The 15,445-nt window shown below is 36.8% G+C and carries 13 protein-coding genes; all 13 read right to left on the bottom strand.

Annotated elements, in window-relative coordinates; translation table 11 throughout:
* Positions 1–41: 41 nt before the first annotated feature.
* The 13 genes from JNUCC76_RS01875 to JNUCC76_RS01815 all read right to left on the bottom strand — a co-directional run bounded on the left by JNUCC76_RS01875 (position 42) and on the right by JNUCC76_RS01815 (position 15,438).
* Positions 42–305, bottom strand: a complete 264-nt coding sequence (locus JNUCC76_RS01875) for a YkuJ family protein (protein ID WP_454155329.1) — start codon at positions 303–305, stop codon at positions 42–44.
* Positions 298–1,335, bottom strand: coding sequence for a lysylphosphatidylglycerol synthase transmembrane domain-containing protein (locus JNUCC76_RS01870; RefSeq protein ID WP_454155327.1), 1,038 nt, complete (start codon positions 1,333–1,335; stop codon positions 298–300). Before JNUCC76_RS01870 ends, JNUCC76_RS01875 begins: the two co-directional genes overlap by 8 nt.
* A 9-nt stretch (positions 1,336–1,344) precedes the next feature.
* A complete protein-coding gene (locus JNUCC76_RS01865) occupies positions 1,345–2,352 on the bottom strand; it encodes an LTA glycolipid anchor biosynthesis glycosyltransferase, IagA/BgsA family (RefSeq protein ID WP_454155325.1) in 1,008 nt (335 codons plus the stop codon).
* Positions 2,353–3,579: a glycosyltransferase family 4 protein gene (locus tag JNUCC76_RS01860; RefSeq protein WP_454155323.1), complete on the bottom strand. Its 1,227-nt coding sequence runs from the start codon at positions 3,577–3,579 to the stop codon at positions 2,353–2,355. It lies immediately after the preceding gene.
* A gap of 179 nt (positions 3,580–3,758) precedes the next feature.
* Positions 3,759–5,540, bottom strand: coding sequence for an ABC transporter ATP-binding protein (locus JNUCC76_RS01855; RefSeq protein WP_454155321.1), 1,782 nt, complete (start codon positions 5,538–5,540; stop codon positions 3,759–3,761).
* Positions 5,540–7,258 carry an ABC transporter ATP-binding protein gene (locus JNUCC76_RS01850; protein WP_454155319.1) on the bottom strand — a complete coding sequence of 573 codons (1,719 nt, stop codon included), beginning with the start codon at positions 7,256–7,258 and terminating at the stop codon, positions 5,540–5,542. The genes JNUCC76_RS01855 and JNUCC76_RS01850 overlap by 1 nt, the downstream gene beginning before the upstream one ends.
* Positions 7,259–7,452: 194 nt before the next feature.
* A complete protein-coding gene (gene gtfA, locus JNUCC76_RS01845; protein WP_454155318.1) occupies positions 7,453–8,931 on the bottom strand; it encodes a sucrose phosphorylase in 1,479 nt (492 codons plus the stop codon).
* 2 nt (positions 8,932–8,933) lie between these two features.
* Complete coding sequence (locus tag JNUCC76_RS01840) at positions 8,934–10,124, bottom strand: MFS transporter (protein ID WP_454155316.1); 1,191 nt, start codon at positions 10,122–10,124, stop codon at positions 8,934–8,936.
* A 198-nt stretch (positions 10,125–10,322) separates the two neighbouring features.
* Positions 10,323–10,979, bottom strand: a complete 657-nt coding sequence (locus JNUCC76_RS01835; protein WP_454155314.1) for a histidine phosphatase family protein — start codon at positions 10,977–10,979, stop codon at positions 10,323–10,325.
* The gene (locus tag JNUCC76_RS01830; RefSeq protein ID WP_454155312.1) at positions 10,976–11,470 is read right to left on the bottom strand and encodes an NUDIX domain-containing protein; all 495 of its coding nucleotides are present in this window, start codon (positions 11,468–11,470) and stop codon (positions 10,976–10,978) included. The genes JNUCC76_RS01835 and JNUCC76_RS01830 overlap by 4 nt, the downstream gene beginning before the upstream one ends.
* A 1-nt stretch (position 11,471) precedes the next feature.
* The gene (locus tag JNUCC76_RS01825; protein ID WP_072613089.1) at positions 11,472–12,125 is read right to left on the bottom strand and encodes a YfbR-like 5'-deoxynucleotidase; all 654 of its coding nucleotides are present in this window, start codon (positions 12,123–12,125) and stop codon (positions 11,472–11,474) included.
* Between the two features lie 57 nt (positions 12,126–12,182).
* Complete coding sequence (gene mprF, locus JNUCC76_RS01820) at positions 12,183–14,717, bottom strand: bifunctional lysylphosphatidylglycerol flippase/synthetase MprF (RefSeq protein ID WP_454155309.1); 2,535 nt, start codon at positions 14,715–14,717, stop codon at positions 12,183–12,185.
* On the bottom strand, positions 14,704–15,438 hold the full coding sequence (locus tag JNUCC76_RS01815) for an alpha/beta fold hydrolase (RefSeq protein WP_454155307.1): 735 nt from the start codon (positions 15,436–15,438) through the stop codon (positions 14,704–14,706). Before JNUCC76_RS01815 ends, mprF begins: the two co-directional genes overlap by 14 nt.
* Between the last annotated feature and the right edge of the window lie 7 nt (positions 15,439–15,445).

The following is a 15,445-nucleotide window of genomic DNA, read 5'->3' as shown; positions in this document are numbered from 1 at the left end:
CGTGCTTGATAACATCTTAATACAATGTGTTAAGCACCCTCCTAATAAATTAGTTTGAAATCATGTAAAACATCGTAGATTTCAATTGCAACCAAATCAATATCATCAAATTGAAACTGCCGAATTTCTCGGTGTTCTTGAACTGTCCAAATTTTGGTTAATTGATCATAAGAAACCTGTAATGCTTCTATGCCAAAAGCGTCAAAACGACGAGTTTGAACACTATTATCTGTTGAATCCATCATAGCACGTAACCGATTTAAAATTTGTTTCAAATCACTCGTATTATATCTTTCTTCAAGCATTGTCACGCCTCCTATCATGATGAGCAGGGATAATGTAGGCTATAATTCCAGCAAATATACCGAAATAATAAGTAATAAACCGCCAAAGTAAAATAACAAGAATTAACGTTGCTGGATTTTTGACAAATGGTGAGAACAATAATTGGAAACTCAGCTCTGCTCCTCCAACACCACCTGGTATTGGAAACAAAGAAATAACCATAACAATCATAATATTCATTGTCACAATTAGCCAAGGATTGACTGAATGGTAGCCAAAAGCACGAATTACGAAGTAAGGTATCAAATAAAAAGTAACTAATTGTAGCGATGTGAAGAAAGTAGCGCCAACCAATGATTGCCAACTACTAATCACTCGACGTGATTCTGTATGAAAATTATCAATCTTCTGCTTGACATTTTCAATTAATCTTTCAAATCGTTCGCGACGCATCATTTTTTTAACAACTATTGAAACTAAGTCCACTAAACGTAAAGTTAGCGATGGCCAAAACATAACTAAAATAATACCAATGATTACGACTGCATGAATAGCAATTGCAAATGGAATAAATGTAGCAAATGTCGGATTAACTTGTTGATAAATAAAATGTTCAGCCGATACGTAACCTATTATAAAGAATACCACAACAACAATTTGATAGACTAAAAACTTCATGAGAATAACAGACATCGCCCGACCAGTTTCTATTCCGGATTTCGATAAACCGTATAACTGTGCCGGCTGGCCGCCGGTAGCAAATGGCGTAACTCCTGTTCCCAATAAGTTTAGTAGTGGAACTCTTAATAAGGACAAAACCGAAGTATGTCGCCGATCTTCTTTGCTCAATAATGCCCGTGTAGCAGCAGCCTCAAGGAAAATTGATATAATCATAGCGAACAGACCAAACAGTAACCAATGCCAATCCAAATTTTCCAACGCTACGGACAATTGATGCCCTTTACCACTTAATTCTTTTGTTAAAAAATAAACGACAATAGCCGTCAGAACAACAACGATAATCATTGATACTCTATCACGTTTGAACATCGCGATTACTCACCCTTCTAACACCATTTTATATACCGCCTGTAATTGTTTTCCAATTTCAGGTAGGTCACGTGTTTGAGCTAATTTATAGCCTGCTTCACTTAAATTTGGTGATTCCCCAGTTAAATTTTTTTGCATTTTGGTTTCAAACTCATTCAAATCACGTGCTTTATAGCTATTTACCCCATCCTGTAACCATTTTTTATATACTGGAATGTCACGCACCAAAACCCTTTGCTTTGAAGCTAAAGCTTCTAGTACCACAATGCCTTCCGTTTCTTCGTAAGAAGGATACAAAAATAGATCTGCACCTTGAAAAGCACCACGAATGACATCCCCAGTAATGTATCCAGGAAAAATTAAATTTCGTGGATGGTTTCCTTTTATTAACCGACTTATTTTATTAGGTACTAATCGTAAATCAGTGTAGCCAAACCAAATAAAAATATGCTCAGGGTGCCTTTTTGCTAATTCAACAAAGTCTAAAATACCTTTTCGCTCAAAGAATAGCCCCACGCTCATAACCACTTTTTGATCATCTGCCAAATCAAAGTACTCACGAAATTTTTTTATTTTATCATCATCATGCTGATATTTTTCTAGTGGAATACCATTAGAAATAGGAATAATCGGTTGATTTAAACGGTATCCGCGCAGTAACTGCTTCGAATAAGGCGTTGGCGTAATAATAGCATCAGACTTACTATAAAGCGATACCAAGTATCTTTTAAATAACGGGGCAATAGCATTGGAGCCAGTAAAAGAATTTCGAAAATCTTCATAAGTTGAATGACCATGGTAAACAACTTTTTTACCCAATTTATGCGCCTTATTGACCATATGATGGCTATTCACACCGTATGTATTAATATGGAGTACATCGTAATCAAGGGCCTTGGCATCAGTAGTTACTTCAACATCAGTGTAAGATAATGCTTCTTTTTGCAACTTTAACGCACGTCCAATACCAGATTTAGCTATTAAATTTTGATTTTCAAAATAAAGTAAAACTTTCAATTAATTTCTCCTGAATGGATTACGTAAGATACGTTTCATATATCCCACCTCTTCATCATTGGGATACTCATTTTCCACGTCGCTAGCATGATAACTAGCCAAAATATCATCATAAAATGCTAAAACACGTGTTGCAAAGGTGTTTGCATCCACGTCTTTCATTTTTTTATGCCGATAGGCAATATCTTCTTCTGTGTTTAGTCGTTTAAGATATTTTGTGATGCCTGCTAGTAGTTCATCATAATCGCTCACCAACGTACCAATAGCTTCATTATCGACCAAATTATCTAAGTAAGGTGAATGTATAGCCACAAATGGCCTATCTGCTGCCATCGCCTCAATAAATGTTAATCCTTGAGTTTCAGTATCTGAAGAACTTACAAACACATTTGACATCTTATAATAATCAAAAATGTCATCATGATTGACCATCCCCGTAAATATTATTTTGTCTTCAAGTGCTAGTTCTTCAACCTGTTCTTCTAAAGATTTACGTGCTGGACCATCACCAGCAATAACTAAACGTGCTTCGGGTATTGTTTGTAACACTTCGGAAAAAACGGAGATTGTCACGCTAATATTCTTTTCAAACGCTAATCGTCCCAGCGACAGAACAATAGGCTGCAATTCAGAAAAGTGATACTTTTCTCGTAAATTAGTTTGTTTTGTGCCATGCTCTGGTAAACAAACACCTGTAGGAATAACTCTCATAGGCACGGTCACGCCGTAACGACGAAGTGTATCTTGAACGAGATTTGACGGCGCGATAACGCCTGCCATACTAGCCATATATCCCTTCATGATACGTCCCACACCATGCGGCCCAATCAACATCCCCTTAGCAAAATAATGGGTGTAGTCTTCATACATCGTATGATAGGTGTGGACAGCAGGAATTGTTAACTGTCGCGCCACAAATTTACCCATTAAACCTAAAGAGAATTCTGTTTGGGTATGTACAATGTCAAGTTGTACAGATTTGGCAATTTCAACAGCTTGAATCAAACCACGAAATGCCAGTCGACGATCTTTAAATCCAAGATATGGTAGGCTTGAAAAACGATAAATATGCGATTCAAATTTATTTTTAGGTACCTTGGGGTCAGTAGATGTAAAAATATAAACTTCGTGCCCCTGACTTTCAAGTGCTTCTTTAAGTGTCTTAATCGAAGTCGCAACTCCACTGACTTGTGGAAAGTACGTGTCCGTAAACAAACCAATGTTCATTGTTTTCTCCAATGTTCAAAAATATACAAATCTTCTATAAAAGCAATACTGTCATTATAACATTTTACGTAAAAATGGTCGAATACTGATGAAACTGTTCTTTACGTAAAAAAAACCAATAAATAGTTTTCCATCCTTTATACCACAGGACTTCAAACTGTTTGTTGGTTTTTACTATGTTAATCAAATACCATTTGGTTATGGTACAATTCTGAATAAAATCCGCCTTCAGCAACTAATTCTTGATGCGAGCCCTTTTCAATAACTCGACCATCCTTAAGAACAACAATTTTATCAGCACCCAGTATTGTTTTCAATCGGTGAGCAATAACAAAACTCGTGCGTCCAGCAATAACATTATCCATCGCCGCTTGAATTTTTGCCTCTGTCACCGTATCCACATTAGATGTTGCTTCATCTAATATTAAGAAATCCGGATTAGTTAAAATTGTGCGGGCAATTGATAATAATTGTTTTTGACCTGTTGAAAAGACTGAATTTTCGTCATCTACCTTGGTTTGATAACCTTCTGGCAACGTCATAATAAAGTCATGGATGTTCGCCTGCTTAGCAGCATCAATCATTTCTTCTTTGGTAGCATCTGGCTCACCAAATTTAATATTGTCTGCAACAGTGCCACTAAATAATACTGATTCCTGTAACACAATGCCAACATGATCACGTAATGACTTCAAGTCTAACTGACGAACGTCGATGCCATCAAACTTTACGGACCCTTCAGTCACATCATAAAATCGATTCAATAAGTTCATAACCGTTGTTTTTCCTGATCCGGTAGGACCAACAAGGGCTATCATTTCCCCTTTTTTAACGTCAATTGAAACACCGTGAAGAATTTCTTTGTCATCATTGTATCCAAAGTGAATATTTTCTAAGGTGACACCCGACTTTAAATTAGTTAATTCCTGACCACTTTCGGGGTTAACTTCTTCAGCTTGTTCATGGACATCGCTCAAGCGTCTTGCACCAGTAACAGCTAACTGCAACATATTATAGATAGATGTAATTTGTGTGATTGGTTGGTAATACTGCTGTGAATAGTTAACAAATACCACAATTAATCCTAAACCAACCGACTTATCCATACCGTCATGAACAATTAACCATGATCCAAAGAAAATCACAATAGCTAAGTTTAACAGTGACAATCCCTGCATTAAAGGAAATAGCATACCAGAGTACATCTGTCCTTTAAAAGTAGCCTGCTTCACACGCTCATTATAAGGACCAAAGTTAGCAATTGATTCTTGTTGCAATCCTTGCGTAATAATAATCTTCTCACCATTGATTTGCTCATTAATATAACCATTCATGCGGCCAGTTTCATCTTGCTGCGTGTCAATATATTTTCTAGCACGACTGATCACAAACCAGGCGACGATAATAGCAACTGGTGTCGACGCCATAGTTACCCATGCTAATTTGACGTTCTGCTGAAACATCATCATAATAATGCCGACAAACAAAGCAAATTGTGATAAAAGTTGGAAAATGGCTTGGTTCATCGCGTTAAAAATATTATCTAAATCAGACGTAAACAAAGATAAAATTTCGCCATCTTGATGAGTATCAAAATATTTAATCGTCATCCGTTGCAATTTAGCAAAGAGACCAATTCTCATTCGGCCTGATGCCTCTGAACTAATACGACTAGATATAAAACTAGAAATGAACATTGTTACTGCAGTTAAAGTAAAGAAAACCATCATCGCTTCCAGCGCATGATAGAAGGGTGTTTTACTAGCAACAGCATGCGTTTGAGGATTCAAGTATTGACCTAAATAAGTCGACAATTCTGTAATTGCCTTTCCCATATACACTGGCGCTTTAACTTGGAAATAAGTCGAGGCTATTGTCACAACAACTACGAAAGACAATGCTAACCAATAACGTTTAAGATACTTTACGAAATATTTAATTGCGTGTTGAATATCTGCCATTATTCTGCCCCTTTCGCTTTTTGTGTTTGATAAATTTCAGCGTAGACCGGTGAAGTTTCAAGCAGCTGGTGGTGTGTACCGATGCCAACTACCCTACCCTCATCCATTACTAAAATGCGGTTAGCATGAATAACTGAACTGATTTTTTCAGCAATTACAATTGTTGTCGTTCCTTTTAATTCCTGGTCAAGCGCTTCTTGAACCAGCTTTTCAGATCGGGCATCTAAAGCCGATGTTGAATCATCTAAAATCAATATTTTAGGACTACCAACAACTCCTCTTGCTATAGAAAGACGTTGTTTTTGGCCACCAGAAAAATTGGACGAACGCTCTTCAACAATGTGATCAAAATTATCTTCATAACGATTAACAAACTCTGCAGCCTGTGCAATTTCAACAGCTTTTTGAAAATTCTTTTCATTAGCGTCTTTTTTACCTTGACGTAAATTTGCTGCAATCGTACCACTAAACAATATGGCCTTTTGTAAAACAAACGAAACCGCAGCTCGCAGCGACTTTTCATTTACTTTTTTGAGATCCACACCACCAACAGCTACCACACCTTCTGTAGGATCATATAATCTTGGGATTAATTGAGCAAGTGTTGTTTTACCTGATCCAGTTGCGCCAACGATACCAATCATCTCTCCTGCTTCGATATCAAACGATACGTTTTTTAAAGCTGGTTTAGTATCTCCAGGATAAGTGAAAGAAACATTTTCGAATGAAATATCTCCATTCAAATCATGATCTGGCGCATCCTGTGCGTACGTTAGGTCTGGCGTCGTATCTAAAATTTCTTTGATACGTCTTAATGAGACAAAACCACGAGATGCAAAGGTTGCCATCATACCGCCAATCATAATGGCAAAGAATATTTGCATTAAGTAAGAGGTAAACGAAGCAATTGCAACTAAATCATTGGGATGTTTGACAACATCGCGGCCTACGAACAAAATAGCTGTGCCAATGGCAACATAAGATATTAACATAAACATCGGCATCATTGTTGAAAACAAGTAACCAACTGTTGTATTAACTTGTGTTAATTCATTTGAGTTATCAGTAAAGCGCTTGGTCTCACTTTTTTCTTGATTAAAAGACTTGACGACGCGAACCCCTTGCAGATTCTCCTTCGCCAGCGTGTTGGTTTTATCAATTAATTTTTGGATTTTAAAGAAAAACTTTCCCATTTGCTTGAAAACAACTTGGGATGCTAAAAAAATTAAAACAACCATCAAAATTACAATCCACCATAAACGCGGCAACGTAATCAACGCTAAAATAAAAGCTCCAACAAACAAGACTGGAATTCGAGTTAACGATTGCAAAATCATCATTATTAATTGTTGCACTTGGTTAACATCGTTCGTCATACGAACGACCAAATTTCCCGCAGAAAAATTTTCAATGTTTCCAAATGAAAACGATTGGATTTTTTCATATTCATGAGCACGTATATCTGCTGCAATCGATTGGGATACCTTGGCAGCAAAAATAGTATTAATAACACCGGCAATGAGTCCTATTACAGCTAGTGCTAGCAACTGCACACCATAGGAAACAACCTTATTCTGATTATCAGCAATAATTGCTTTCAATACTTGTTGCAATAAACGTGGTTGCCATAATGATGCAAGAGCCATAATAATTACCGCAATAATTGAAAAGACAATATCACGGATATATGGTTTTGCATGTTCTTTTAAAATCTGCATCTCGTTCCCCTTTTTAGACAGTGAGAAATATTTACTCTGCCAACCATTATTTATAAACTAGTCAACACGAGATTAGTATAAGAGATATTACTTTGTCTGTCAATGTAAAACTAACTACAAAGTCATTTGATTATCTCTACAAAAAAAGCCAGTGCGCATCGCACCGACTTTTTAATTAATGATGACTTTTTGAATTATAATTGTTGTTGATCAGCTTCAGAATTAGCTAAAACTTCTTCGCCATTTGCAGTAATAGTAAATGTCTTATCAGCAGCGTTAGCAACCAAAACTGCAACATTTTCACCAGACTTATCCTTACGAGTAATCTTGATTGTTGTATCAGATGGTGTCTCAACATCAATTGATCCATCCAAATCAAATGCCGCAAAGTTGTTACGCCATGACAGAAGCTTCAACAAATTAGCAACAACTGGGCGCTTAACTTCTTCCTTAACTTCATCAACTGAGTAGTAGTGACGGTTGATGTTACGACCTTCTTTTGAAGATTCAAGTAAAGCGATGTCATTTTCGCCAGCTAACAAACCAACGTAATAGATTTGTGGAATACCAGGAGCAAAGACTTGGAATACACGACTTAGCAAGTATGCAGCATCATCATTCCCCAAAGCTGAGTAGTATGTTGAGTTGATTTGGTAGATATCCAAGTTGTTGTATGAAGCAGATGAGTAAGTCTTCTTCACGTTAGCACCAACTTTGTATAACTCTTCAGATGCATAATCAATTTCTTCATCAGTCAAAACGTCACGTGCATCGACAACACCAATACCATCGTGTGTATCCAACGTAGTAAATTGCTTCATTGGTGACATCTTCAACCACTTAGCTAATTGATTTGTCTTACCTGAATAAAGTGTGTAAAGTGTTGTCATTGGCAAAGCAAAATCGTATGTGAAGTAACCATGATCATTAATCTTCTTAGGAATTGAATAATGTTCGTGAATTTCAGGTAAAATTTCAGCCTTCAAAGGTGTTAAGATTTCGCGAACTTCGTTCAATGTATCCCAGATTTCAGGTTCAACGAAGAAGTCGTTTGTATCAACTTTTTTAACAGCGTATGCAAAGGCATCCAAACGGATCAAGTTAGCGCCATGCTTCACCATGTCTTCAAGAGTTGTCTTGATAAATTCTTTTGCGATAGCTGAGTTGACATCGATATCAATTTGTTCATCACCAAATGTGTTCCACAAATTTTCAGTTGTTCCATCATCAAAAGTAATTTCTTGAGTTGGTGCCTTATCCTTACGCTTATAAATTAAGTCAACATCGGCTTGGGTTGGACGGTTTTCACCAGCCTTTGCCCAGAACTTTTCCCATCGAATGAAGAAATCTTTATATTTTGATTCATCATGATTTTTCTTGAAGTCTTGATACATAACAGATTCACGTGAAATATGATTAATCATGAAATCAAACATCAAGTAGTATTCTTCACCCAATGCTTCTACATCACTCCAATCACCAAATGTTGAATCAACACGTGTGTAATCAGAAGGTGCAAAACCACGATCTCCTGTTGATGGGAAGAACGGCAACAAGTGAACACCACCAATTGCATCACCAATGTCTTCTTTCAAGACTTTACGAACATCCTTCAAGTTCTTACCCAATGAATCAGCATATGTGATGAGCATTGCTTTATTTTGAATTTCCATAGTTATTTCTCCTGTTTTCTATTAGTTATAACTGTAATAATTGCGATAATGAGAAGCACTGATCCCAAATATGGAATCGTTGCGTATGCTGAAGCTGCAGCGCTACCACCACCATGACCAATCAGCTTTGCAAAAGCTGCAACTACAATCGGTTCAATGAATACACCAACGTTAAATCCGATTAATATGATTGACGTTACCAATGACTGACGTGCAAGTGGCGCCAACTTTGGTAATTGATTAAAAATGAATGGCGAAATCAATTGCAGTGGGAATCCTATTAACAAAACTCCTAAAATTAACATACCAAAGTTACCATTTGAAAATGCAACCAAGAAATTTGAAATCGCCATTAATACTAATCCAATTTGTAGTGTAAATCGGCCAAATTTTGCCATAAACCAGCCATATGTTACACCACCAATTGTTGCTGCAATCAGCATAGCTGACAATATTGGTGAGGTATTGTAACCGTCTCCCTTCAAGTCAGCCGCCATAAATGGAAAGCTAAGTTGAATGGCCATATAATCAATCACAAGGAAAGCAGCAAAGAGTGTCAGTACCAATACCAATGGACTAATACGAGTTACTTCTTCTACCTGTGTGCTGTCCGTCGTTTCTGTCTTAAGCGGTGTCATTTCTGATGTATCAGGAACCCGCTTAATGAACAAGAACAAAATCGGAAATGCAATTAGGTATACCAAAAATGTTGCGTGCCAACCAAACGCTAACAACAATCCTGCTAACAATGTTAATACAGCTTGTCCAACTTGTTCAGCAGCTGCACGGTATCCAAGCATCGAAGAACGTGTTTTCCCATTGTACATCACAGCAATCATGGACACTGCCAGTGAGTTGAAAATACCAAATCCAGCACCTAACACTGTTCGTGATGCTAAAATGATCACATATGAATCGGTAAAAAATGGTATCATTCCAGCAATTCCGACCAATGTTACTCCTAAAATGATTGTATTTTTATCACCTAATTTAGCAGCTATAAAACTACTCAAAAGAACAAAAATAGTCACAGTAATAGAAGGTGTAGTAGCCAGCACTTGCGCTTCGGTGGATGAAATATGCAACGCCTCTGTCATTTGTGGCAATGCGCCGTTAATAGCGTATGCACTTGTCAAGACAAACGAAATGCCCAAAAATGCAATTTTAGTGAGCAGGCTATCTTGTTTAACCATATTATCTCCTTCAATTATGATAATCGCTTACCATAATATTGTAACCGGTTCCACCATAAAATGTCAATCGTTTAATACAATTTTTGTGAAGAAAATAACGAGTATGTTTTCTGAAACAACAATGAAAACATTATCAGTAAACGATTTGTTTGGATAAATTTAATCCTTAAAAAAATATAAAATATTAACCATATTTTATCAAAATACGGTGTCAACATCATTGAAATGTTCCACTTCCAAACCGTCGCTATCAAGATTAAAAACTGCCACAGCACCATTTTTCGGTCTTTCGGCCCCGATAAAATGGCCATAGTGCTGTGCTAAATTACCAATGAGCTGACCGTGCGTAACTAATAAGACATTAGCATTGGCTTTTTGTGTCATGAGGAGTTTTTCTAATGCAGCGTCTATTCTTTGCCAAAAACGTGTGGCGTTCTCACCTAGATGTTCTGGATCTACTTCGTAAATTTTATTCATAATCGCTGTCATGTCTTGAACTTCTGCAGCAATAGCATCTGGAGTACCTTTAGTTACGCCAAATTCTTTAGCCACAGCACCCCACATCACATCGTTACTACCACCTTCAAAGCTACCGAAAAAGTATTCACGCCACTCTGGTGTAATTTGTAGCTTAGTATGCTCGTGGATATTTTCTGCCAGGATATATTCTGCCGTATGCATAGCACGTGAAGTATCAGAAGAAAAAGCTACATCAAAATCGACGTTTTTTAATCTTTTACCAGCTTCCTGACCATCTTTTTCACCTTTCTTGGTTAGTGGTGTATCAGCCCATCCCTGCACTTTATTTAATGTATTAAATATTGTCTGACCATGACGTACAACATAAAGTTTCATTCGTTTTTCTCCCTCATCCAAGGTTGTTCACTAATCTCGTTTTGCGTCAATATAAGATGCATTGTTTTTTGTGCTTGTGGAACGAACATTTTAGGTTCTGGGTGAACTGGCACGAATTGTAAATCAAGCGTTTCAGTGCCATCCTTTAACATCTGACCACCAACATGCTCAACTTCAAAACCAATTCCAATGGTTTCTTGCGCATCACCCCAGGAATTTTTTTTAACCTCATTTGTGGCAATCCCTAACATACGAGTGACTTTGACATCAAGGTTTGTTTCTTCTTTAAATTCTCGTTTAACAGCCTGCATTGGTGAGTCGCCATACTCAAGATAACCACCAGGGAATCCCCAGCCCTCATCAGAGTCCCAACGTTTCTCTAATAATATTGCATCATGTGCATCATTCCACAATACACCAAATGCCGATACAAATATCATTCCTTCGTGCCCAACTTTTTCGCGCATACGCGCAATGTAATTTTTTTCCATATTAATTATTAACCACCTCGGCAAAATCAGGTAACAAACTTTTAGCTAGGTCAAACAATAAATCCTTATGAATGAAGTCTTCTTTAAAAACTTCCGGTAATATTTCTTTTGCCAAATACTTCACACTGGCCATATCTTTGAATTCGGCTAGTGCTTCCAAACTACTTTGAAAAATATTCACAAAAACGGGTTCAGGGTTAAACTTTTCTAATTCACCGTATGCTTCATAGAGAAGATCAATTTTATCAGAAATGGATAAAATTTTGCCTTCAATTGTATCATCTTTTCCTTCCCCTAGGCGTCGTGTATATGCGGCTTGAAATTGTTCAGGAATTTCTGTTTTAATAAAGTTTTCAGTCATTGATTCTTCAACATCAGCTAACATTGAACGTAATGTCGACGTCGCATATTTCACTGGCGTTTTAATGTCACCGATAAATCTTTCTGTATAATCGTGATTTAAGGCTTTTTCATAAACTGATTTCCAATTAATTTGAGCACCGTTTTGTTCTTCAACATCAGCTAAAAACTGAGCAATTTGGGTTACTTTCCATGAGTGTGCCGCTACATTGTGGGGTTGGTATTTAAAAAATCCTGGAGCTCGGTTAATGAGTTCAAGCTGACTCATTCCCATGAAATATTGATGCATTGCCATTAACTATCAGAACATTTAGCAAATTATAACGCAATTCTAAATGTTTTTCCTCCTATTTTAATTGCTTCTAGTATATCTCATATCGCTTTTTGGTGCATGTTTCACTCCTTTGTTGTCTATTTTCAGCAATCCAAACATAACGGCAATAATGCTGCTTTTTCTTGAGTAGCCAATGTACATAGGTTGCCAAACTTTGGTAAATTTATTTTTATAATGATGCAATCCTTCAAAAGAATAAACCTTTGAGCCAAATTGATAGACCAAATTAGCCAAGCGCTCACGTCCAAAACTTTGACGATGCTGGCCAACATTAGCCAAAGGTGACATACCTAAATTAAATATTTTAAAGTTTCGCTGTTTAGCATAATCAAATACGTTGACGAATAAAACATCCATGACACCATTCGGTGCAGCATGCGTGAATCTCATTAAGTCAACTGACATTTGTTGTTCTGTATATGAAGCCACTAACGTTGCAAACGCTTCGATTTGTCCTTCTTTTTCAAGTACAGCTATTGGACTACGCTGCAAATAATTTTCATCAAAGAATCCAAGTGAATATCCTTTTTCTTCACGTCCAGCAAGCCATTCATCACTAATTAGCTGCATTTGCTGCAACACGTCATGCTTAAATGGTGGTTCTAATACCCTGAATTTGAAACCTGCACGCGTTGCTTGATTCATTTCTGAACGAATATTCTGCATTTTTTTACCAGCAGTCGAAAAATCATCAAGAATAACCAATGCTTCCTCACCAAGTTTGAAAAAATCATAACCAAATTCATGAGCCATCATGGCAATGTTTTCACTAATTTCATAAAAAACTGGCATATAACCAAGTACATCTGCTTCGTTTACAAATTGCTCCATCGCAGCAGAAAAGTACTTTTCGTTCCCAAATGGATCACCCATAACCATCGCCTTGTTATTAATAATTCGAAACTGAATACCTACAACATCTTCATCATCAATTCGATAAAAATATAGTCTTTTATCACCCAAAAAAACGAGATTAGTGTAGTGATTATCACCAATAGCTAGAACTTTGTTCACTCTTGCTTCATCTAACCCCACACCCAGCGGGATCTGCTGTGAATGCAAAAATTTAGACAAAGCTAAACCAGAAATAGAAACAACACTGATAATAATAAGACCTACATACCACCAATGCATGGATGGCATGTTGCCAACATGACGAAAATGACGATGAATTGGCGGTAGATTGACCACGCCCAAAGCTAAATAACTAATAATTAGCGTCGCCCAAATCAGAAAATCCACAACCTGCTCTTCCCAAGAGTGAATAAATTGCTTTCTATAAAGAGACTTTTTACTAAATAACACCGCTATCAAAATAACGGCTATAAAAAACAACGATGCCATATAGTGGTAAAAGAAAAATACGTATGTAGCTACTAGCAATAAGACAACAATAGTCGCCCCATAAGCACGTTGTACACGATTAGCAATGCCACGTGCACTAATTAAGATCAAAAAACCAAATAAAATATTGGGTAATTGATTGATTAAAGTATATGTGACAGGCCAGGAGCGTAGATGATTAAAAACAAATATTTTTTCTGCAACTTTAGGCATCGTCCCTGCTAAAACAAGCAACATACCAGATAAATAGAGTATAATAATCAAAAATTGATGAACAACTGATTGAGCAACATAATGTGGCACACCTCGAAAACTAGCATTAATTCGTTTAGAAATACGTAAAAACAAAAGAGCCACTGCACTCAATAAAGGAAACAAATTATAACTAACACGATATAATATGAGCCAAATAAAACTATCCACACGAGTTACATTAAAAAACGACAACATAATCATAATCGCAACGTCAAACGAACCCCAAGTTCCGGGTGTCATGGTAATCAGAGCAATTGCACTAGAAATAATAAAACTAAGTATGACTTCTGAAGTACCAATATCAATGTCAATAACACGACCTATTAATATAAACAATCCCACTTGAGCGAACAGTGTAATAACTGAGTTAATTATAAAACGTGTAACAACTGTGCTGTTCAAACCTTGCCAAATATTTATCCGCTTACTAAAGGAAACAATTATCCCTATGATAGCCACTAAAATAAACAGGGCTAGCCACACTAATTGTTCAGTTAATTGTTTATTGGCATCTAATATTAAAATGACAAAAGCAATGACAGTTGTGAAGAGCAGACCACTTTGACCTAGTATATACATTTGTATATAGGGCTTAATCGGCTTTTGTTTTGGTTGATCATTATAAAAAATACGTCGTAAAAATACACTTAAGATACCAATAAAACCAGCATTTAAGTTAAATACATTAACTAACCACGCACGCTGCAACATTTCACTCGTAGTTAGTTCGTAGCCTTGCCATTCGCGCAAAATAAGATCATTAAATAACGTTGGCATGATTACCAAAAATCCAGCTAGAAGTAGCAACACCATTTGCCACCAAGCAATATCATTCATTGTCGACAAAATTGCCTGCCACGTGATTTCTCGTGTCATAATGAACAGCTGAGTAATCAGCACCAATGTAATAACTAATATAATTAACTTTGATAAAACGTGATTAATGCCCTTCATTCTTTCCCCCAAGTAAAAATGGTGTAATCAACTGTGCAAACTTCCGCGGATTCGTGTATGTTACGAAGTGCCCGTGCCCACGCAGAATCATAACTTTGGCAACCGGCATGATTTTGGAAATACTTTCGATGTGTTGCCGTTTAACGATATCAAATTGCCCAATAACAAATAATATCGGTATTGTTAACACCTTTAATTGTGCCCGTGTAATATTCAATGGTTCACTCATGACATGTAGTTGCATATGACGGCGACGAGCTTTCTGACTAATTGGTGAAAATACTTCAGTTCCAAATCGTGCAATAGCATCCCCCCACCATAAAATACGATAGACACCATCTGCTGTTACATTAGGTGCGTTCAAAACCATTCTGGAAACATGATTCTGATTCTCTACGGCATATTTCAATGCAATATTAGCGCCATCACTATAACCAACTATGATTATTTTATCGATAGACAGTTCTCGTCTCAATTCATCGATATCACAAACCACATCTGCCATATCAATAGTTTTTTTAGTATTGGTGGAGCGACCATGTCCTCGAGAGTCTATCGCAATAACATGATAGTATGCTGTATAACTGGGTAATTGACGTTTAAAATAGCGGGCTGAGCTACCATTACCATGTAATAAAAAAACAGTATTCAACTGATCATTACCGTATTCGTCATATACAATTTTTGTACCATCCGACATAACTTTTGTGATTGTTTTCATATTTTCT

It is taken from the genome of Leuconostoc sp. JNUCC 76, assembly GCF_053667755.1.
This window is presented reverse-complemented; position numbering and strand designations above follow the sequence as displayed.

What these genes read in the sequence shown, in the direction of transcription:
- JNUCC76_RS01855 (WP_454155321.1), bottom strand. Translation starts at nt 5,540, where the DNA reads ATGGCAGATATTCAACACGCAATTAAATATTTCGTAAAGTATCTTAAA.
- mprF (WP_454155309.1), bottom strand. Translation starts at nt 14,717, where the DNA reads ATGAAGGGCATTAATCACGTTTTATCAAAGTTAATTATATTAGTTATT.
- JNUCC76_RS01870 (WP_454155327.1), bottom strand. Translation starts at nt 1,335, where the DNA reads ATGTTCAAACGTGATAGAGTATCAATGATTATCGTTGTTGTTCTGACG.
- JNUCC76_RS01875 (WP_454155329.1), bottom strand. Translation starts at nt 305, where the DNA reads ATGCTTGAAGAAAGATATAATACGAGTGATTTGAAACAAATTTTAAAT.
- JNUCC76_RS01830 (WP_454155312.1), bottom strand. Translation starts at nt 11,470, where the DNA reads ATGGAAAAAAATTACATTGCGCGTATGCGCGAAAAAGTTGGGCACGAA.
- JNUCC76_RS01825 (WP_072613089.1), bottom strand. Translation starts at nt 12,125, where the DNA reads ATGGCAATGCATCAATATTTCATGGGAATGAGTCAGCTTGAACTCATT.
- JNUCC76_RS01835 (WP_454155314.1), bottom strand. Translation starts at nt 10,979, where the DNA reads ATGAAACTTTATGTTGTACGTCATGGTCAGACAATATTTAATACATTA.
- JNUCC76_RS01860 (WP_454155323.1), bottom strand. Translation starts at nt 3,579, where the DNA reads ATGAACATTGGTTTGTTTACGGACACGTACTTTCCACAAGTCAGTGGA.
- gtfA (WP_454155318.1), bottom strand. Translation starts at nt 8,931, where the DNA reads ATGGAAATTCAAAATAAAGCAATGCTCATCACATATGCTGATTCATTG.
- JNUCC76_RS01850 (WP_454155319.1), bottom strand. Translation starts at nt 7,258, where the DNA reads ATGCAGATTTTAAAAGAACATGCAAAACCATATATCCGTGATATTGTC.
- JNUCC76_RS01815 (WP_454155307.1), bottom strand. Translation starts at nt 15,438, where the DNA reads ATGAAAACAATCACAAAAGTTATGTCGGATGGTACAAAAATTGTATAT.
- JNUCC76_RS01840 (WP_454155316.1), bottom strand. Translation starts at nt 10,124, where the DNA reads ATGGTTAAACAAGATAGCCTGCTCACTAAAATTGCATTTTTGGGCATT.